General features: G+C 70.3%; 17 protein-coding genes and 3 pseudogenes. 14 read left to right on the top strand and 6 right to left on the bottom strand.

From position 1 onward, the window contains the following. The 4 genes and pseudogenes from AB0E24_RS29035 to AB0E24_RS29020 all read left to right on the top strand — a co-directional run. Positions 1-279 (top strand): annotated as a pseudogene (locus AB0E24_RS29035) (flavodoxin-dependent (E)-4-hydroxy-3-methylbut-2-enyl-diphosphate synthase); the annotation flags it as partial. A gap of 23 nt (positions 280-302) precedes the next feature. Further along, positions 303-2,255, top strand: a complete 1,953-nt coding sequence (dxs, locus tag AB0E24_RS29030; protein ID WP_347234482.1) for a 1-deoxy-D-xylulose-5-phosphate synthase — start codon at positions 303-305, stop codon at positions 2,253-2,255. Continuing rightward, positions 2,252-3,658 carry an aspartate aminotransferase family protein gene (locus AB0E24_RS29025; RefSeq protein ID WP_069869652.1) on the top strand — a complete coding sequence of 469 codons (1,407 nt, stop codon included), beginning with the start codon at positions 2,252-2,254 and terminating at the stop codon, positions 3,656-3,658. Before dxs ends, AB0E24_RS29025 begins: the two co-directional genes overlap by 4 nt. Before the next feature lie 16 nt (positions 3,659-3,674). Next, positions 3,675-4,868 (top strand): serpin family protein, encoded by a 1,194-nt coding sequence (locus tag AB0E24_RS29020; protein ID WP_359381336.1) that lies wholly within the window; start codon positions 3,675-3,677, stop codon positions 4,866-4,868. Positions 4,869-4,934: 66 nt separating this feature from the next. Here the strand turns inward: AB0E24_RS29020 and AB0E24_RS29015 are convergent, their stop codons facing one another. Next, positions 4,935-5,759, bottom strand: a complete 825-nt coding sequence (locus AB0E24_RS29015; protein WP_069869654.1) for a tyrosine-protein phosphatase — start codon at positions 5,757-5,759, stop codon at positions 4,935-4,937. A 319-nt stretch (positions 5,760-6,078) separates the two neighbouring features. Between AB0E24_RS29015 and AB0E24_RS29010 the strand changes: the two genes are divergently transcribed. After that, positions 6,079-6,876, top strand: a complete 798-nt coding sequence (locus AB0E24_RS29010) for an SGNH/GDSL hydrolase family protein (RefSeq protein ID WP_069869655.1) — start codon at positions 6,079-6,081, stop codon at positions 6,874-6,876. A gap of 134 nt (positions 6,877-7,010) precedes the next feature. Here the strand turns inward: AB0E24_RS29010 and AB0E24_RS29005 are convergent, their stop codons facing one another. After that, positions 7,011-7,460, bottom strand: a complete 450-nt coding sequence (locus tag AB0E24_RS29005; protein WP_231981214.1) for an ATP-binding protein — start codon at positions 7,458-7,460, stop codon at positions 7,011-7,013. Between the two features lie 136 nt (positions 7,461-7,596). Here AB0E24_RS29005 and AB0E24_RS29000 point away from each other — a divergent pair, with 136 nt between their 5' ends. Both AB0E24_RS29000 and AB0E24_RS28995 read left to right on the top strand, forming a co-directional pair. Continuing rightward, the gene (locus tag AB0E24_RS29000) at positions 7,597-8,463 is read left to right on the top strand and encodes a Sco1979 family transcriptional regulator (protein ID WP_069869656.1); all 867 of its coding nucleotides are present in this window, start codon (positions 7,597-7,599) and stop codon (positions 8,461-8,463) included. Between the two features lie 3 nt (positions 8,464-8,466). Then, complete coding sequence (locus tag AB0E24_RS28995) at positions 8,467-8,721, top strand: DUF397 domain-containing protein (RefSeq protein WP_069869657.1); 255 nt, start codon at positions 8,467-8,469, stop codon at positions 8,719-8,721. Positions 8,722-8,739: 18 nt separating this feature from the next. Here AB0E24_RS28995 and AB0E24_RS28990 read toward each other — a convergent pair. Next, positions 8,740-9,096 (bottom strand): annotated as a pseudogene (locus AB0E24_RS28990) (STM4011 family radical SAM protein); the annotation flags it as partial. 207 nt (positions 9,097-9,303) lie between these two features. After that, complete coding sequence (locus tag AB0E24_RS46190) at positions 9,304-10,353, bottom strand: helix-turn-helix domain-containing protein (protein ID WP_491737177.1); 1,050 nt, start codon at positions 10,351-10,353, stop codon at positions 9,304-9,306. Between the two features lie 258 nt (positions 10,354-10,611). Between AB0E24_RS46190 and AB0E24_RS28975 the strand changes: the two genes are divergently transcribed. The 7 genes and pseudogenes from AB0E24_RS28975 (at position 10,612) to AB0E24_RS28945 (ending at position 16,854) form a co-directional block, all read left to right on the top strand. After that, a complete protein-coding gene (locus tag AB0E24_RS28975; protein ID WP_147968092.1) occupies positions 10,612-10,944 on the top strand; it encodes a hypothetical protein in 333 nt (110 codons plus the stop codon). Between the two features lie 277 nt (positions 10,945-11,221). Continuing rightward, positions 11,222-11,566, top strand: a pseudogene (locus AB0E24_RS28970) (DUF6745 domain-containing protein); the annotation flags it as partial. A 168-nt stretch (positions 11,567-11,734) separates the two neighbouring features. Continuing rightward, positions 11,735-12,526 (top strand): chitinase, encoded by a 792-nt coding sequence (locus AB0E24_RS28965; protein ID WP_079259585.1) that lies wholly within the window; start codon positions 11,735-11,737, stop codon positions 12,524-12,526. Between the two features lie 140 nt (positions 12,527-12,666). Then, the gene (locus tag AB0E24_RS28960; RefSeq protein WP_359381329.1) at positions 12,667-13,623 is read left to right on the top strand and encodes a GNAT family N-acetyltransferase; all 957 of its coding nucleotides are present in this window, start codon (positions 12,667-12,669) and stop codon (positions 13,621-13,623) included. A gap of 68 nt (positions 13,624-13,691) precedes the next feature. Next, positions 13,692-14,927: an MBL fold metallo-hydrolase gene (locus AB0E24_RS28955; RefSeq protein ID WP_359381327.1), complete on the top strand. Its 1,236-nt coding sequence runs from the start codon at positions 13,692-13,694 to the stop codon at positions 14,925-14,927. Positions 14,928-15,165: 238 nt separating this feature from the next. Continuing rightward, positions 15,166-16,032: a chitosanase gene (locus tag AB0E24_RS28950; protein ID WP_069869665.1), complete on the top strand. Its 867-nt coding sequence runs from the start codon at positions 15,166-15,168 to the stop codon at positions 16,030-16,032. 96 nt (positions 16,033-16,128) lie between these two features. Continuing rightward, a complete protein-coding gene (locus tag AB0E24_RS28945; protein WP_079259589.1) occupies positions 16,129-16,854 on the top strand; it encodes an alpha/beta fold hydrolase in 726 nt (241 codons plus the stop codon). Positions 16,855-16,884: 30 nt separating this feature from the next. Here the strand turns inward: AB0E24_RS28945 and AB0E24_RS28940 are convergent, their stop codons facing one another. Next, the gene (locus AB0E24_RS28940) at positions 16,885-17,577 is read right to left on the bottom strand and encodes a gamma-glutamyl-gamma-aminobutyrate hydrolase family protein (RefSeq protein ID WP_079259590.1); all 693 of its coding nucleotides are present in this window, start codon (positions 17,575-17,577) and stop codon (positions 16,885-16,887) included. Positions 17,578-17,665: 88 nt separating this feature from the next. Continuing rightward, positions 17,666-19,162 carry an ethanolamine permease gene (eat, locus tag AB0E24_RS28935; protein ID WP_359381323.1) on the bottom strand — a complete coding sequence of 499 codons (1,497 nt, stop codon included), beginning with the start codon at positions 19,160-19,162 and terminating at the stop codon, positions 17,666-17,668. Positions 19,163-19,311: the final 149 nt, after the last annotated feature.

Here is a 19,311-nt window from a genome sequence, read left to right as displayed (position 1 = left end):
CTGGCGGATCAGGTGACGGCGGGTCTGGAGGGGATGGAGGTTCCGCTGCGGGTGGCGGTCATGGGGTGTGTGGTGAACGGTCCCGGTGAGGCGCGGGAGGCTGATCTGGGTGTTGCCTCCGGGAATGGCAAGGGGCAGATCTTCGTCAAGGGCGAGGTCATCAAGACCGTGCCGGAGTCGAAGATCGTGGAGACCCTGATCGACGAGGCCATGAACATCGCGCGGCGCATGGAGGACGAGGGGGTCCCGTCGGGCACCCCGGACGTCACCGTGGGCTGATACACCGAGGAGGGGAACCGACCATGCCGTTTCTGGAGAACATCCGGGGCCCGCACGACCTCAAGGCGCTCACCGGTGAGGAACTGGACGCGCTCGCCCAGGAGATCAGGGAGTTCCTGATCAAAGCGGTGGCCAGGACCGGGGGCCATCTGGGACCGAACCTCGGCGTCGTCGAGCTGTCCATAGCCCTGCACCGCGTCTTCGACTCGCCCGCCGATCGCATCCTGTGGGACACCGGGCACCAGTCCTACGTCCACAAGCTGCTCACCGGCCGTCAGGACTTCTCCAAGCTCCGCCACAAGGGCGGGCTGTCCGGCTATCCGTCACGGGCCGAATCCGAGCACGACATCATCGAGAACAGCCATGCCTCCACCGTGCTGGGCTGGGCCGACGGCCTCGCCAAGGCCAACGAGGTGCGCGGGGGCACGGACCATGTGGTCGCCGTCATCGGGGACGGGGCGCTGACCGGCGGGATGGCCTGGGAGGCGCTCAACAACATCGCCGCCGCCCGGGACCGCCCCCTCGTCATCGTCGTCAACGACAACGAGCGCTCCTACTCGCCGACCATCGGCGGACTCGCCAACCACCTCGCCACCCTCCGCACCACCGACGGCTATGAGCGCTTCCTGGCCTGGGGCAAGGAGGTGCTCCAGCGCACCCCCGTGGTCGGCCAGCCGCTGTACGGATCGCTGCACGGCGCCAAGAAGGGGTTCAAGGACGCCTTCGCGCCGCAGGGCATGTTCGAGGACCTCGGGCTGAAGTACGTCGGCCCCATCGACGGCCATGACACCGAGGCGGTCGAGTCGGCGCTGCGCCGCGCCAAGCGGTTCCACGGCCCGGTCCTCGTCCACTGCCTCACCGAGAAGGGCCGGGGCTACCGGCCCGCGCTGGAGGACGAGGCGGATCGTTTCCACACCGTCGCCGCGATGGACCCGCTCACCTGCGCGCCGCTGACCCCCTCCGGCGGCCGCTCGTGGACCTCGGTGTTCGGCGAGGAGATGGTGCGGATCGGCGCCGAGCGGCCCGATGTGGTCGCCCTCACCGCCGCCATGCTGCACCCCGTGGGCCTCGCCGGCTTCGCCGAGGCGTACCCCGAGCGGGTGTGGGACGTGGGCATCGCCGAACAGCACGCGGCGGTCTCGGCGGCCGGGCTCGCCACCGGCGGACTCCACCCGGTCCTCGCCGTCTACGCCACCTTCCTCAACCGCGCCTTCGACCAGCTGCTCATGGATGTCGCCCTGCACAGATGCGGGGTGACCTTCGTGCTGGACCGGGCCGGTGTCACCGGCACCGACGGGCCCAGCCACAACGGCATGTGGGACATGTCCGTCCTCCAGGTGGTGCCGGGGCTGCGGATCGCCGCCCCGCGCGACGCCGACCAGCTCCGCGCCCAGCTGCGGGAGGCGATCGACGTGGCCGACGCGCCGACCGTCATCCGCTTCCCCAAGGAGTCGGTGGGGGAGCCGATTCCGGCGATCGACCGCGTCGGCGGGATGGATGTGCTGCGCCGGGGCGAGGACGTCCTCCTCGTCGCGGCCGGGGTGATGGCCGACGTCGCGCTGCGCGCCGCCGAGCTGCTGGCCGGGCGCGGCATCGGCTGTACGGTGGTCGATCCGCGCTGGGTCAAGCCCGTCGACCCCGAGCTGCCCGGACTCGCCGCGCGCCACCGGCTGGTGGCGGTCGTCGAGGACAATGTGCGCACCGGCGGGGTGGGCGCGGCGGTCGCCCAGACCCTGTGCGACGCCGAGGTCGACCTGCCGGTGCGGACGTTCGGCATCCCCGAGGCGTTCCTGGCCCATGCCAAGCGCGGTGAGGTGCTCGCCGACATCGGGCTCACCCCCGCCGAGATCGCGGGCCGGATCGGGGCGGCCCTGACCCGTATCGACGCGGCCCGCCCGGAGCGGGCGGGCGCCACTGCCGGGGCCCGTACCGCCGCCGGGGGCCGTACCGCAGCCGCCAAGGAGAGCCAGGCATGACAGCAGCCGAGCAGCAGCGGCGTTCGGGCTTCGACCTGGGCAAGCTCCTGGCCGAGCGGGCGTCGGAGCGGTACGACCTGCACACCCGGCACCTCAACCACCAGCTGCCCCGGATGCTGCACACCATCGGCTTCGACAAGGTCTACGAACGGGCCGAGGGCGCGTACTTCTGGGACGACGAGGGCCAGGACTACCTCGATATGCTCGCCGGCTTCGGGGTGATGGGCCTGGGCCGCCACCACCCCGTGGTCCGCAAGGCGCTGCACGACGTCCTGGACGCCGACCTGGCCGATCTGACCCGTTTCGACTGCCAGCCGCTGCCCGGTCTGCTGGCCGAGCGGCTGCTGGCCCACGCCCCCCATCTGGACCGGGTCTTCTTCGGCAACAGCGGCACCGAGGCCGTCGAGACCGCCCTGAAGTTCGCCCGCTTCGTGACCGGCAAGCCGCGCGTCCTGTACTGCGCCCACGCCTTCCACGGGCTGACCACCGGCTCGCTGTCGGTCAACGGCGAGGACGGCTTCCGCAAGGGGTTCGCCCCGCTGCTGCCCGACACCGCGATCGAGATGGGCGACCTCGACGCGCTGGAGCGGGAGCTGGCGCGCGGGGACGTGGCGGGGTTCGTGGTGGAGCCCATCCAGGGCAAGGGGGTGCACGAGACCCCGCCCGGCTTCCTGCGCGCCGCGCAGGAGCTGCTCCACCGCCACAAGGCCCTGCTCATCGTGGACGAGGTGCAGACCGGCCTCGGCCGCACCGGGGACTTCTTCGCCTACCAGCACGAGGACGGTGTCGAACCGGATCTGGTGTGCGTGGCCAAGGCACTCTCCGGGGGCTATGTGCCGGTCGGCGCGACCCTCGGCAAGGACTGGATCTTCAGACGGGTCTACTCCTCGATGGACCGGGTGCTGGTCCACTCCGCCAGCTTCGGCTCCAATGCCCAGGCCATGGCGGCCGGGCTCGCGGTCCTCGCCGTCATGGAGGACGAGGAGGTGGTGGCCAACGCCCGCCGCACCGGTGAGCTGCTGCGCGACCGCCTCGCCGCGCTCGTGGACCGCTACGAGCTGCTGCACGACGTCCGCGGCCGGGGGCTGATGATCGGCATCGAGTTCGGCCGACCCAGCTCACTGGGGCTGCGCAGCCGGTGGGCGATGCTCCAGACCGCGCGCAAGGGGCTGTTCGCGCAGATGGTCGTCGTACCGCTGCTGCGCCGCCATCGCATCCTCACCCAGGTCTCCGGCGACCATCTGGAGGTCATTAAGCTGATTCCGCCGCTGATCATCGGCGAGCGGGAAGTGGACCGTTTCGTCGAGGCGTTCACAGCGGTCATGGACGACGCGCACGAGGGCGGCGGCCTGATGTGGGAGTTCGGCCGCACTCTCGTCAAACAGGCGGTGGCCAACCGCTGACCGATGGGGGACCGGCATGATCGACGCGACCGCCGTACGGGCCGTCAACGCGATGACGGCGAGGTGGGCGCGGGCGGCCGTGGCGGACGAGGGCACGGTCCTCGCCGCCGCCGGGGTCTGGCCGCTGCTGGCCCTGCTCGCGGGCGGTGCCGGCGGCCCCGTCCGCCAGGAGCTGGAGGGCGCGCTGGGCGTCGGCGCGGACGCGGCGACGGCGCTCGGCGGAGAGGTGCTCGGGGCGCTGGACGGCATGGCCGGCGTCGAGGCGGCCACCGGGCTGTGGACCCGTCGGGACCTGCCGATCCGGTCCGGGTGGGAGGCCGCGCTGCCGCCGGGCGTACGCGCCACGCTGACCGGGGACGGTGAGCGCGACCGCAAGGAGCTGGACGCCTGGGCGTCCCGGCGCACCCGGGGCGCGATCACCGAGATGCCGGTGCCGCTCACCCCCGCCACCCTGCTGGTGCTGGCCGGAGCGCTCACGGTGCGGACCGACTGGGTACAGCCGTTCCGGCCGGGCCCGCTGGTGCCGAGGAGCGGACCGTGGCGGGACCGGTCGCTGGCCGGGCTCACCCGGTTCACGGAGGACCTCGACGGGGCGCTGCGGGTCGTCCCCGACACCCCGGCCGGCCCGCTCACCCTCTCCGGGGTCGCGGGCGGCAACGGACTGGATGTGCGTCTGGTCCTCGGCGCCGAGGGCGTTCCCGGCGGCGAGGTGCTGGAGGCCGGGATCGGCGCGGTGGCCGGGCGGTACGAGGGGCGGCCCGGCTCGGCGCTGCCGCCCGGTGAGGCGGGGCCCGGGGTCCGGGTCATGGAGGTCCCGAGCCGGGACCCCACGCCCCGGATGGCGCTCACCACCCCGCGGTTCACCGTGCGGGCGCGGCACGATCTGCTGCGCAGGGCCGGGCTGTTCGGGCTGCGCACCGCCCAGGACGCCTCGCGCGGCCACTTCCCGGGGATCAGCCCCGCCGCGCTGGCGCTGTCCTCCGGAGAGCAGTCCATCACCGCCTCGTTCAGCGCGGAGGGCTTCTGGGCGGCGGCGGTGACCGCGTTCTCCCTGGCCCCCGGCTCGGCGCCGCCGCGGCGCCCGGCCAAGCTGATCAGTGTGCGGTACGAGCGGCCGTTCGGCTTCCTGGCCGTGCACCGCGCCAGCGGTCTGGTGCTGACGGCGGGGTGGGTCACCGAGCCCGAGGCCGGGCCCGCCACCATGTGGTGAACCCGTAGGGCTCCAGGGCCCTACGGGCTCACCTGCTCACGGGCTCACCTGCTCACGGGCGCGCCGTCAGCCGGTGAGCAGCCGCTCCCGCAGCCGCTCGCGCCGCTCGGGGTCGAGGCCGAGCCCCTCGGCGAGATAGCGCTCGGTGCCGCCCCAGGTCTCCTCGATGGTCGCGAAGGCCGCCGCCAGATATTCCGCGCGGGCGTCGAAGAGCGGCAGCAGCAGCGCCATGACCTCGGGGGACATGGGGTCGGAGCTGTCCGAAGGATCGCCCTTGCGCCAGATCTTGTAGCGGCGGTGGGCGGCGGCCGATTCGAGGTAGTCGGCCTCGATGGTCTCCTGGTCGACTCCGAGGGCCAGCAGGGTCACCGCGATGGACAGCCCGGCCCGGTCCTTTCCGGCCGAACAGTGCATCAGCACCGGTGAGCTGTCCTCCGCCATATCGCTGAGGATCCGGCCGTGCTCGACCAGCCGGGTGGTGATGATGGAGCGATAGGAGCCGATCATGCGCTTCTCGGCCCGGCCCTCGGAGAGCAGCTCGCGCAGGGTCTTCAGATCGCCCTCGCGCACCATCGTCCAGAACCCGGCGCCGTCGGCCGGGTCGGACAGCGGCAGATTGACGTTCCGGACCCCGCGGAGCGTGACGTCCGGGCCCTCCAGCTTGATGTCGGCGGCATTGCGGAAGTCGAAGATGGTGTGCAGTCCGAGTGCGTCGAGGAAGGCCGTGTCCGCCTCCGTGGCATGGGCGAGATGGCCGCTGCGGAACAGCACACCCGGGCGTACGCGGCGGCCGTCGGCAGCCGGCAGTCCACCGAGATCACGGAAGTTGCGTACCCCCACCAGGGGTGTTTCGGCCTGGGGGACCTGCGGCGACTGGGACTGCTGCGGCACGGGCTCTCCTTCACGATCGGCCGCCGACGCGGCTCGTCGACAGGCGGCTGAAGCTGACCCTACGACATGGGTGCAACAGGCAATCGGCCTCGCGGGAACGCGGGCATCGGGTGGCCTTCCGGCCCTGCTCGGGGGTGGTGGCCGGATCGATCCGGGCATGCCGGCCCGACCGACCGGCTGTGGACCTCCGGCGACCTCGGCGCCGCCGTGTTCTGCCTATTCCGCCTTTGCCGAAACTGACCAGGTGGGATAGATCACCCCACGTCAAGCCCTGGTTACGGTGGCGTAAGTCACGCCATCGGGTGAATGATGTCCCGACGTGGCAGACGATAAGGAGAGATTCAGCAACGGTTCCATCGGGTCGTACGCAGCCGTCGGCGACAGCTTCACCGAGGGCGTCGGCGACCCCGGTCCTGATGGGGTGTTCGTCGGCTGGGCCGACCGGCTCGCGGTCCTGCTGTCCGACCAACGACCCCAAGACGATTTCCGCTACGCCAATCTGGCCGTACGCGGTCGACTCCTTGACCAGATTGTGGCTGAGCAGGTGCGGCGCGCCATTGAACTCGGCCCGGATCTGGTCACCTTCTGTGCGGGCGGCAATGACATCCTGCGGCCCGGCAGCGACCCCGACGATGTCGCCGAGCGCTATGAGACGGCCGTCGCCGACCTCCGGGCGCAGGTGGGCACGGTGCTGCTGTGCACGGGCTTCGACACCAGAGGGGTGCCGGTGCTGCGCCATCTACGGGGCAAGATCGCCACGTATACGGCGCATGTGCGGGCGATCGCCGACCGCCATGGCTGCCCGGTGCTCGACCTGTGGTCGCTGCGCTCGGTGCAGGACCGCCGGGCCTGGGACGCCGACCGGCTGCATCTGTCGCCGGACGGTCACACCCGGGTCGCGCTGAGGGCCGGTCAGGTGCTGGGGCTCGACGTCCCCGCCGACCCCGATCAGCCCTGGCCCCCGGAGGGCCAGCGCACCGCGGCCGAGGTGCGCCGGGACAACATCCACTGGGCGCGCGAATATCTGGTGCCCTGGATCGGCCGACGGCTGCGCGGAGAGTCGTCGGGTGACCATGTGGAGCCCAAGCGGCCCAATCTGCTGCCGCTGCGGCACTGAACGTTCCGTGACCCGAAGCGGTCCCGGAGGAATAGGGGCAGACCCCCGTTGGCGCCCCGCGGTCGACCACCTGGTGCGCTGTCGCTGCCCCTATTCCCTCGGCACCGCTCGTACGTCGCGTCGTCGCCGTACCGCTAGACCGAGACCGCCAGATACGCCCAGACCGCGCGGCCGGCGCCCCCCTGGTTCGGCCTGACCCCCCATGCCTCGGAGAGGGCCTCCACCAGCATCAGCCCACGGCCGCCCTCCTGGTCCGCGCTCACCGAGCGGGCCTCCGGCACCGTACGCGCGCACCCCTGGTCGGCCACTTCGAGCCGCAGCCGGGTGCCTATGAGCTGGAGCGAGCAGCGAACCTCCTCGCTGGAGGTGTGGCGCACCGCGTTGGTGAACAGCTCGGAGACGATCAACTCGGCGCTGTCCAGGGTGTCCTGGTCGATGCCCCATGAGCGCAGCCGCCGGACGACATGCCTTCTCGCCTCGCCGACGGACGTGCTCAGCGCCGGAAGACGAAACACGTCGTGGCGGGGCGGAGCGACCACGATGCCGCCGCGCCCTAACCGGAGAGCCTCATAGGAAGGAGCCACGCCGACACTATGCTCTGTCACGCTCGCGTATGGCAAGGTTCAATCTGTAAATTACAGAATCGCAAGCGCAGGCTGTTCGGAATGCTGAGCCCATGCCAGACTGCTGTGTCGTGAAGGTACTTGGAGGGGGACGGTAGTGGCGGATGCGCGGGCGGGCGGAGCCCCGACCGTCCTGCGAGTCGTGCTCGGAAAACGGCTCCAGGACCTTCGGGAGAAGGCCGGGCTGTCGTTCGAACAGGCCGGGCGCGCACTGGACGTCACCCATGCCACGATCCGCCGGATGGAGAAGGCCGAGGTCGGCCTGAAGCTCCCGTACGTCGAGAAGCTGCTGCGGACGTACGGCGTCGCCGACCCCGAAGAGGTCGAAGGGTTCCTCTCGCTCGCGCGCGAGGCCAACAAGGCCGGCTGGTGGCACCGGTTCCGTGACGTCCTGCCGGAGTGGTTCAACACCTTCGTCAGCCTCGAGGTCGAGGCCAATCTGATCCGGGCCTACGAGCCGCACTACATTCCCGGGCTGCTCCAGACCGAGGACTACGCCCGCGCGGTGCTCCGCGCGGGCATGCCGCATGCGCCCGAGACGGAGATCGAGCGCAATGTCGCCCTCCGTATGGAACGGCAGGCCCTGCTCACCCGGGACAACCCGCCGATGCTGTGGGTGGTCATGGACGAAACCGTGGTGCGCCGCCCCATCGGCGGCGCCGAGACCATGCGTGCCCAGATCACCCGGCTGATCGAGGAGGCCGAGGCCCCTCATATCCGGTTGCAGATCATGCCGTTCGACGCCGGCCCGCACCCGGCGATGTACGGTCCCTTCCATATCTTCCGGTTCCCGATCCCGGAGCTGCCCGATATCGCGTATACGGAGACGCTCGTCAGCGGCTCCTACTTCGACCAGCGCGATGATGTATCGGCGTTCCTGGAGGCCCTGGACCGGATGTGCGCGCAAGCCGCGCCTGCACAGACGACTCAGGCCATTCTGAGTCGCATTCGCAAGGAGATCTGAACGATGGATCGCATATGCGGGAACCGCCGCGTCTACAGCGGCATGCCGGCCAGGGAACTCGGCAGCGAGGGCTGGCACAAGCCATGGAGCGGCGGCAACGGGGGAAGCTGCGTCGAGGCGATGAGACTGACGGACGGGCGGGTGGCGCTGCGCCAGTCGACCGATCCGGACGGACCGGCCCTGATCTACACCCATCTGGAGATGAAACGCTTCATCCAGGGGGCCAAGGCCGGGGACGCGGATTTTCTGTTTCTGTGACGTCCGGCTCTGTGACGCTCATCGTGACCACAGGGGGATCGAGGGGGAAGCAGTGTGACCGACCGACCACGAAGCGCCCGGCGGGGGCGGCGCCGGGACGCGCTCCAGCACACCGCCCGCGAACACGTCGTACAGCGGAAGCGACTCCAGATGCACATAGCCGATATGGCAGTCGCAGACGGCAAGCGGACAGGGACGGGGCCGTAGCGCCGCGCGATACGACCCGTCGTAGAGATTGCCCAGCTCGGTAGGGACGAAATGGCAGCGGCGCACCGTGCCGTCGCCGTCCACCGAGATCACCGAGGCGCCGGTTCTGCATGGCAGACCGGCGCTTCGGTGCGGATGGCGGCTGTAGCCGAAGAGCGGGAGCGTCGCGGGGTCGGCCTCGGCCGTCCAGCCGGCCGCAGAAGGGGATGCGCAGATATAACGCCAGCGCGTCCTTCGGGTCGGCCGCCCACAGCTCACGCAGCGCGGGATGCTCCGCGAGCGGCCGGTGGGCGGTCTTATACGGAAAGCGATACATCGCTGAGCACGTGTTAAGAACCGCCTCGGAAGACCGTTGCGTAAAATGCAACGGCCCTGTCAGGCTCGCTTGCGGGCGTCTTCCAGCTGAGCGCTGTAGTAGGCGTGATCGCGTGGATAGCCTTCCAGCTCCACTAGGCTCTCCTCAAAGGCGCTGACGGCGGTTGACCAGTCACGTGCCGCGTATGCGGCCTCGCCCAACAGAAGCCTTGCCCGAACTGGGCTGAGCCAGTACAACCAGCCTGGCCGTTCCTCGGCAGCCGGGATTTGCAGTGCGAAGCCATAGGCCCGTTCAGCGAGTCGGCGTGCTCGGTCCCGCTCCCCGACCGCAGCCGCTGCCAAGGCAGTCGCATGTGCGGTGATGGAAGCTGTCGCAGGGGAGAGGCCACCGGGGGTCTGCTGCGCGATTTCGGCCGTCCGTAGGGCTCGTACCGGGTCGCCATGGTTCAGTGTGTAGTACGACCGTACACGTGTGAGCCACGAGGTCATATCTGCTGATCCTGCGTCGAGTGACCAGCCGTAGGCCAGGTCCAGCCACGCTAGCGAGGGTCCCCGCTGCCCCTCCCCAGCAGCGACCCACGAGAGCCAGTGCGCATGTTCAGCGGCAAGCACGAGCAACTTGTCAGCGACTGCACCGGAGGCCCCCGGCAAGAGTGCGGTAACGGCATCGAGTTGAGACCGAACGACGGGCCAGAGATCCTTCCCGCCAACCTCATCTTCGGCTCGGCGGTGCTCGGCAAGTACGCGAGCGATCCAATCGGCAGATCGGACGTCGATACGTCCGGTCCGACGAGCATGCACGATGCGATCGCTCAATTCAGGGTCAGGGCCCCAAGAAGCTGAAAGGGACTCTCGGCGCTCTGGCAGTCCGCGCAATTCGTCTGGCACTTGAAGCCCTTCCGCGATGCGGGTGATGACATCGGCGCTGGTGACTCTCCGCTTTCTGTTCTCGATCAGGGACACGTGAGACTGCGGCATGCCCACAAGCGATCCAAGGGTGAGCTGTGAGACTCGGGCCGCGCGTCGGTACTCACGAAAGATCGCCGCCCAGTCTTCTGATGCCCACGCTGCCCGTAGACGGGCATCAACCCATGGTTCGCCATTAGCCATGAGATTGACGATACGTCCGAGCTATACGCCGTGCGTATCGCATCGATGCCACCGACCCCCGACTGTGTAGGCGGTCGCTTCGTACAAGACCTCCGCGACGGGCGAACGTCCGGGGGCGTGGCCAACGCAGGAAAGGAGCGTCAACGTGCGGAAGAGTACGGCTCGATTGGTGGGCTGGCTGTCACGGCCGTATGTGGTCGGGCATGAGCGACGGTCGCGACGCGGGGGCGTTGGCTCCAGCACGCGGGCGGTGGAGCGATGAGTGCGCGGCCTCGTTTGCTGCCGTGGTCCGGTCCCGCAGGGCAACGGTGCTATCTGGTCTCGGATGCGGACAGTGAGGGCTACCTGTCGAAACTGGCTGACGAGATGGAAGCGGTTCAGCTTCAGATGGGCACTGAAGTCATCGGTCATGCCCGCCTGATGCTCGGCGACCGGAAGACAGACACCCGAGAGCTCCGCTACCTCTCGAATCGCCTGATCGAAGCGCTGCAAGACGCGCTCCGGATCGCGGAGAGTCGCGGCGGGCGTCTCCCGGTGCCCAAGGAGGCCGAGAGCGACGGATCGGCTCAGACGGAGGAGAGGGCGGGATGAGTGAGGCGTCAAGAGGCTGGCGGGTCGGTCCGGCACCGGGGCGTGGTCTGCGCTCTGGGGAAGGCGGTCTGCTTGAACTGCCGCTTCACGTTCTCAAGCCCGGTCGCGTGTCTTCGGCGTCGCTGGTGCTGACGGTGGTGGAAGCGGAGCAGTTGCACGCCGCCTTGTGTTATGCGCTCGGCGACGAACCCGCGCCTGCGAATGCGCCGGAGTGCCGTCGGCCGGTCCGTTACCCGGGCGGCCGACAGAAGTACTGAGGTCGGTCGGGGTGGACTCGGACCAGGGGACGGCCGTCCGGCTCGCCCTGCTGGACGCGGTGCTGGGGCAGCATGACGCGCCCTGGCCGGCGGCCGTCGCGGACGAGGCGGAGTCCGATCCGCTGGCCGGTGTCGCCGCGGTCGCCCGCGCCGCCGGCTGGTGGTGGCCGTACGAGAAGGCCGTGATCGTCGCGGAGCGCCCGGTGGAGCTGCACCGCGACGAGGCGGGCCGCCTCGACCGCGGCGACGGCCCCGCGCTCGCCTTCCCCGACGGCTTCGCGCTGTACGCGTGGCGGGGCATGCCGGTGCCCGCGGAACTCCTCAGGCGGCTGGGGGAGTTGACCCCGGACCGCGTGGACGCCGACGCCTACCACCCCGAGCGTGAGACCTGATTCCCGATCCGGTGGCGGTTCCGGTTCCGCTCAATTGCTCATCCGGGCACAAAGGTTTGGTCTATACCTTGACTGGTATAGACCAACCCGCTTGAGTGTCCCTCAGAGTTCCGAGCCCCCCACACGAAGGAGATCGGCCTCATGTGGAACCGACGTGTTCTGGCACCGCTCGCGGCGACCGCGGCGGTGTGCGCGAGTGTCCTTGTCATGCCCATGGCCTCGGCCTCGGCGGCGGGGACGACCGCCCAGGCGGTGTGCGCCCACCCGAACGGGGTGGCGGAGGAGTCCTGTGCCTCCGTGGATCAGCAGGCGGCCGCCTTCGTGGTGAGCGAGGCGCAGTTCAACCAGATGTTCCCGAACCGGAACTCCTTCTACACCTACCAGGGCCTGACCGACGCCCTGAGCGCGTACCCCGGCTTCGCCAACACCGGCAGCGACACCGTCAAGAAGCAGGAGGCGGCGGCCTTCCTGGCCAACGTCAACCATGAGACCGGCGGCCTGGTCCACATCGTGGAGCAGAACACCTCCAACTACCCGCACTACTGCGACTCGAGCCAGCCCTACGGCTGCCCCGCGGGCCAGGCGGCGTACTACGGCCGTGGGCCGATCCAGCTCAGCTGGAACTTCAACTACAAGGCCGCGGGCGACGCCCTCGGCATCGATCTGCTCGGCAACCCCTGGCTGGTGGAGCAGGACGCCGCGGTGTCCTGGAAGACCGCGCTGTGGTTCTGGAACACCCAGTCCGGGGCCGGTTCGATGACCCCGCACGACGCCATGGTCAACCAGCGGGGCTTCGGCGAGACCATCCGCAGCATCAACGGCAGCATCGAGTGCAACGGCGGCAACCCCGGCCAGGTGCAGAGCCGGATCGACGCCTACCAGCGGTTCGTCCAGATACTCGGTACCACCCCCGGTTCCAACCTCAGCTGCTGACCGGCTGATGATCGGCAGCTGATCGGTGCTGATCGGCCGTTGGGGCCATCCGGTCAGCTGCCATGCGGTGAGCGGCCATCCGGTCGGAAGCTAGGAAATTGAGGTGCGCCGCTCCGCCGCCGCACGCCAGCCTTGAGCACATGGCGTGGACGGTGACGTACGACCTCGAGGAGTTCCGGGCCGCGGCGGGCGGCTTTCTGCGCGCCCGCCCGGCCCGGCACACCACTTTGCTCACAGTCGTCTCCTCCCTGGTGGCTGCGGGCAGCGGCAGATACGGCGACCAGCCGCCGGTCTACGGCTGGTGGACCGGGGCGGGCCCGGTGGAGGGCGCGTTCCTGTGCACTCCGCCCTACCCCCCGCTGCTCTCCGAGCTGACCGGCGAGGCGGCCCGGGAGCTCGCCCGCACCCTCGCCCGGGACGGTGAGCGGCAGATCACCGGGGTGAACGCCGGGCGCGAGACCGCCGAGACCTTCGCCACCGCCTGGCAGGCGCTCACCGGTGCGGTGAGCGGCGTCGAGCAGGCCCACCGGCTCTACTGGCTCGATGGCCTCACCCCGCCCGACCCCGCCCCGCCGGGGCGGCCGCGGACCGCCACCACCGCCGACCGCGATCTGTTGATCACCTGGTGCGAGGGGTTCGCCCGCGAGACCGGCGCGCTGAGGGGCGATGTCGCCGCGCTGGTGGACGACAAGCTGGCCCACGGCGGGATCACCCTGTGGGAGCTGGACGGCCGGCCGGTGGCCTGCGCCGGGATCACCCGTACGGTCGCGGAGATGGCCCGGGTCGCCCTGGTCTACACCCCGCCCGAGCTGCGCGGACGTGGCTACGCGGGCGCCGCCACGGCCGCCGTGAGCCGGGCCGCGAGGGACGCCGGGGTGAAGGAGATCCTGCTCTTCACCGATGTCGCCAACCCCACCAGCAACGCCCTCTACCAGCGCCTCGGCTACCGCCCGCTGGAGGACCACCTGGTGTTGTCCTTCTCCTCGGCCTCCTCCGCCTCTTCCACCTCCTCGGCCTCTTCCGCCTCCTCGGCCTCTCCCGCCTCTTCCGCCTCCTCGGCCGGGCGCCGCGATCCGGAACAAGGTCACCCCTCGTAAGAGTTGTGTCATTGCAGCCCGACGGGACCGTTCGTCGGGCCGCCCCGCCCTCTCACCCTGGAGGATTCGTGACCGGCTCCCATCCGACACGTTCCCGGCTCACCGCCGCCCTGCGCCCCGCCGCCTTCGGGGCGGATCCCGGTGGGGAGCGGATGGAGCGCATCCGACGGTCGCCGAACTTCGCGAACGGTGTGTTCGTCAACCCGGTGGGCGCCCGCACCGTTCCCTCCGGCTCGATGCTGAAGTTCGCGTCCACTTACTTCCGCAAGGAAGAGCGAGTCCGCAGGGCCCCGGCCGGGACCGTGCCGGTGCACCCCACCACCGTCGCCGATCTGGCCACCCCGCCCGCCTCCGGGCTGCGGCTGACCTGGATGGGGCACTCCAGCGTGCTCGCGGAGATCGACGGGCGGCGGGTGCTGTTCGACCCCGTCTGGGGGCAGCGCTGTTCGCCCTTCTCGATGGTGGGGCCCAAGCGGCTGCACCCGGTGCCGGTGCCGCTGCGCGAGCTGGCGCCGGTGGACGCGGTGGTCATCTCCCATGACCACTACGACCACCTGGACATGCCCACGATCCGGGGGCTGGTGCGCAGCCACGCGATGTTCGTCGTCCCGCTCGGGGTCGGCGCCCATCTGGAGCGCTGGGGCGTCCCGGCCGACCGGATGACCGAGCTGGACTGGAACGAGTCCACCGAGGTCGCAGGGCTCACGCTCACCGCCACCCCCGCCCGCCACTTCTGCGGTCGCGGGCTGCGCAACACCCAGCACACCCTGTGGGCCTCCTGGGTGGTGACCGGCTCCGGCCACCGGATCTACCACAGCGGGGACACCGGCTACTTCCCCGGTTTCGCGGAGATCGGCGCGGCGCACGGGCCGTTCGACGCGACCATGATCCAGATCGGTGCGTACTCCGACTACTGGCCGGACATTCATATGACGCCCGAGGAGGGCATGCGCGCCCACCTCGACCTCCAGGGCGGGGACCCGGCGAAGGGGATCATGCTGCCGATCCACTGGGGCACCTTCAACCTCGCCCCGCATCCGTGGGAGGAGCCCGCCGAGGGTACGGTGACGGCGGCGGAGGTGACCGGGGCCAGTGTGGCCGTTCCGCGTCCGGGCCAGCCGTTCGAGCCGGCGCGCGGGCTGCCGCTGGAGCCGTGGTGGCGGGCGATCGCGGCGCGCCCGGTGCGGGAGGCGCCGGCCCGGGCCGAGGGCGCGGTGGAGCCGACGGCCGCCGCCGGTGCGTCCGGGGCGAAGGGGGCGACCGGAGCGGGCGCGGACCCCGCGATGCCCATACCCCAGTCGTAACAAGGCGGTTGGTACCGCCCGTTCCGGGGCGGATCGACACGGGGCTTCTTTGTCGATCGGCGCTGATCGGTGTTGATCGGCGGCGAATGGCGTCGAAACCCTTGTGGTGGACACGACGTGCTCGCTTGAATGGTTAGGAAAGGTTCCTAACGGATCGCCTCAGGGTCCGGGGCTGCCCCGGTGCGCCCTGAAGTGATCGCGCGCACTTCCCCCACAGTCGACAAGGAACGGAGTCCCCATGTCCCCCATGCCCAGGAGGATCGGCCTCGCGGCGGTGGCCGTCGCGGTACCCGCCGCGCTCGTCTTCACCGGCGTCGGAGTCGGGCAGGCGTCCGACCACCTGCCGTCCTCGTCGGACGTCCGCCACCACTCGGCGCACAAGGCCGTCGCGGCGAGCGACCTGGACGACCCGGCGAAGAAGGAGATCGCCATGAAGCTGGTCTCCAGTGCCGAGAACTCCTCGCTCGACTGGCGCGCCCAGTTCGAGTACATCGAGGACATCGGCGACGGCCGCGGCTACACCGCGGGCATCATCGGATTCTGCTCCGGCACCGGCGACATGCTGGAACTCGTCGAGTACTACACCCAGCAGAAGCCCGACAACGTCCTGGCCAAGTACCTCCCCGCGCTGCGCGAGGTCGACGGCAGCGACTCCCACGACGGCCTCGACCCGAACTTCACCCAGGACTGGAAGAAGGCCGCCGGCGACAAGGCGTTCCAGGACGCCCAGGAGCACGAGCGCGACCGCGTCTACTTCAACCCGGCCGTCGAGCAGGGCAAGAGCGACGGTCTGGGCGCGCTCGGCCAGTTCATCTACTACGACGCGATCGTGATGCACGGCCCCGGCGACAGCCAGTACAGCTTCGGGGGCATCCGTAAGACCGCGCTGTCCAAGGCCAAGCCCCCGGCGCAGGGCGGCGACGAGACCACGTACCTCAACGCCTTCCTCGACGCCCGTGTGGAGGCCATGAAGAGCGAGGAGGCACACAGCGACACCAGCCGGGTCGACACCGAGCAGCGGAAGTTCCTCGACGAGAAGAACTTCGACCTGACGCCCCCGCTGAAGTGGCAGGTCTACGGCGACCCGTACGAGATCAACTCCTGACCGCTCCACCGGTCCCCGCTTGCTAAGCGGGACACTGTCCCATATCTTCAACCGGGACAGTGTCCCGTTTATTTGGTGTGGGGATGGAGTACGGCTATGTCGACATATCTGCTGGTGCACGGTGCTTGGCACAGTGGGCAGTGCTGGGAGCGCGTGGTCCCGTTGCTGACGGCGGCCGGGCATCGGGTGCTGACGCCGACGCTGACCGGCTACGGCGACACGGCGCATCTGGCGGGCCCGGAGGTGGGGCTGGATACGCATGTCGACGACATCGTCCGGCTGATCACCGAAGAGGACCTCACCGACGTGGTGCTCGTCGGGCACAGCTATGCCGGGCTGGTCATCTCGTCCGCGGCCAACCAGCTCCCGGAACGGATCGCGAACCTGGTCTATCTCGACGCGATGGTCCCGGAGCACGGCGAGAGCGCGGCGGATGTCATGCCCTTCACCCAGGCCATGATCGACCACGCCCTGGCGTCCGAGAGCGGCTGGCGGATTCCGCCCCTGGCCGGAATGGAGCCGTCTTGGGGCCTGTTCGGGGTCACCGAACCGGCGGATGTGGAGTGGCTGCGGTCGATGCTCTCGGATCAGCCGGTGCGCTGCCTCCAGCAGCCGGTACGGCTGGACAACCCGGCCGCGAACGCGATCCCGCGGACGCATATCCACTGCGTCGCCAATGTGCCGGAGGGCTTCTCCCGGCGGCCCGTCCCCGCGATCCAGCCCAACGGCACCCCGGCCCAGGTGTGGGAGCTGGAGACCGGCCACGACTGCATGATCACCATGCCCGCCGAACTCACCGAACTGCTGCTCAAGCTGGGCTGAGCAGCCCTGGCCTCGGCCCGAGACCGAGTCTCAGCCCGACGCCGCCTCCACCAGGGCGCGCATGATCCGTACGTCGTCGCCCGCCTCCGGATGCCACTGGACGCCCAGCACCAGCGCCTCCGCGTCCGGCAGCTCCACCGCCTCCACCGTTCCGTCGTCGGCGGCGTGGGCCGAGGGGGTCAGGCCCTTGCCCAGCTGGGCCACGGACTGGTGGTGGAAGGTGGGGACGGTCACCGGGTCCGGGAGGATCCCGGCGAGGAGCGTGCCCGGGACCGGCTTCACTTCGTGGTGGTCGAAGACCCCGGGCGTGCCCGAGTGGCCGTCCAGATGCTGGAGGAGCGTGCCGCCGAGGGCGACGTTCAGCAGCTGGTGGCCGCGGCAGATGCCCAGCAGGGGAGTGCCCGACGCCAGGGCCGCGTCGATCAGGGCCAGCTCCCAGGCGTCACGCTCCCGCGCGGGCGGGCCGGTGCGCGGATCCACCTCGGCCCCGTAGCGCACCGGTTCCACATCCGGGCCGCCGGAGATGACGAGGCCGTCGAGGCGGGAGACCATGCCCGCGGCGGCGGCCGGGTCCTCGTCCGGCGGCAGCATCGCCGCCAGTCCGCCCGCCCGCTGGACGAGCCGGTGGTAGCCCGCGGGCAGCAGCGCGGCGGGGAGGTTCCACACGCCCCAGCTCGCCGAGGGTTCGAGATAGGTGCTGACGCCGATCAGGGGCTTGGACACCGGGGACTCCGATCTTCGAGGATCTGTTGCGGCTCGGGCTCGGTCACGGACGGTTCTCGGTCGCCGGACAGCGCTCACGGGAGGGTGTTCAGTCGCGGGACAGTTCCGCCTCGGCCTCCGCCAGCGCGGCGAACTCCTCCTCCGGCGCGGCCGCCACCAGGCGGTGCCGACTGTAGAAGGCGAAGTAGGCCAGCGCCACAGCGTAGACGCCGAGCGCGATGAAGGCCGCGTCCTTGTCCACCAGGAAGGTGGCCACCAGCGCGGAGCAGGCCAGGACGAAGGCGATGGACGACGTCACCGTGCCGCCCGGGGTGCGATAGGGACGCTCCAGACCCGGTTCGCGGCGGCGCAGGACGATATGGGAGAGCGACATCAGGGCGTACGAGATGGTGGCGCCGAAGACCGCGGTGTTGAGCATTCGGGCGCCGTCGCCGGTCCACGCCGCGAGGGCGAAGCCGATGGCGCCCGGGACCAGCAGGCCGAGGAACGGGGCCTTGCGGCTGCTGGTCAGGGAGAGGAAGCGGGGGAGATAGCCGGCCCGGGAGAGGGCGAACAGCTGCCGCGAACCGGCGAAGATCAGGGAGAAGAAGGAGGCCACGAGCCCGGCGAGACCCGCGTAGTTGACGATGCGGGAGAGCACCGTCGCCTTGCCGCCCGGCTGGAGCGCCTCGACCAGCGGATTGCCCGCGTCCTGTACGGCGCCCGGACCGCGCGCCCCCGTCGCCGCCAGGAAGGTGACCAGGGCGAGGAGCAGCAGGATGCCCATGGACCAGGCCATGGCCTTCGGCAGCGTACGGGCCGGGTCCCGGGTCTCCTCCGCCGCGAGCGGCACCCCCTCCACCCCCAGGAAGAACCACATGCCGAAGGGGAACGCCGACCAGATGCCGAGCAGCCCGAACGGCAGCCAGGAGCCGGCGCCGAAGGCCGAATGGTCCACCGGGATGTTGTTGAGCGAGTCCGCGTCGAAGTCGGTGAAGGCGCCGACGGCGAAGATCAGCAGCGCGGCGACGGCGATGGCGGTCACGACCAGGCTGAACCGCAGGGCCTCGCCCACGCCCCACAGATGGATGCCGATGAAGATGGCGAAACACGCCAGATAGACCGGCCAGCCGGACTCCAGGCCGAAGAGCCCGAGCGATTCGACGTAGTCGCCGATGAAGATGGAGATGGCGGCGGGGGCCAGGACGTACTCGATGAGGATCGCCGTACCGGTGAGGAAGCCGCCCCAGGGGCCGAGGGCGCGCCGCGCGAAGCCGTAGCCGCCGCCCGCCGTGGGGAGGATCGCGGCCAGCTCCGCCAGGGCGAACACCATGCAGGCGTACATCAGGCCCATCAGCAGGGCGGCGATGGCGAGACCGCCGAAACCGCCCTCCGCCAGGCCGAAGTTCCAGCCGGAGAAGTCGCCGGAGACGACATAGGCGACGCCGAGGCCGGTCAGCAGCAGCGGCCCGGCGCTGCCGCGGCGCAGGGTGCGGCGCTCCAGATACGCGTCCTCGGGGGACGGTGCGGCGGCGCCGCCCGGTGGGGCGCCGTCGACGGAGGCGGGGGCGGATTGGGTGCGGGCGGATTCGCTACCGTCGGCCATGGGGGCTCCTGGTCCACACGAGGGGGCGATGGCAAAGGTGTGGGGCCATACCTTTGCCTTCCGGTCGGCGATGCGCAAGACCTCTGCGTAAAACCGTGGTTAAGGAGCCGTTGCCCGGAGGGCTGGGCCGGGCCAGGAGAAGGGGCCGG

This window comes from Streptomyces malaysiensis subsp. malaysiensis (assembly GCF_040653035.1).
GTDB lineage: Bacteria > Actinomycetota > Actinomycetes > Streptomycetales > Streptomycetaceae > Streptomyces > Streptomyces malaysiensis.
Note: the sequence above shows the minus strand (reverse complement) of the source record. Positions and strands in the feature narration are given on the sequence as shown.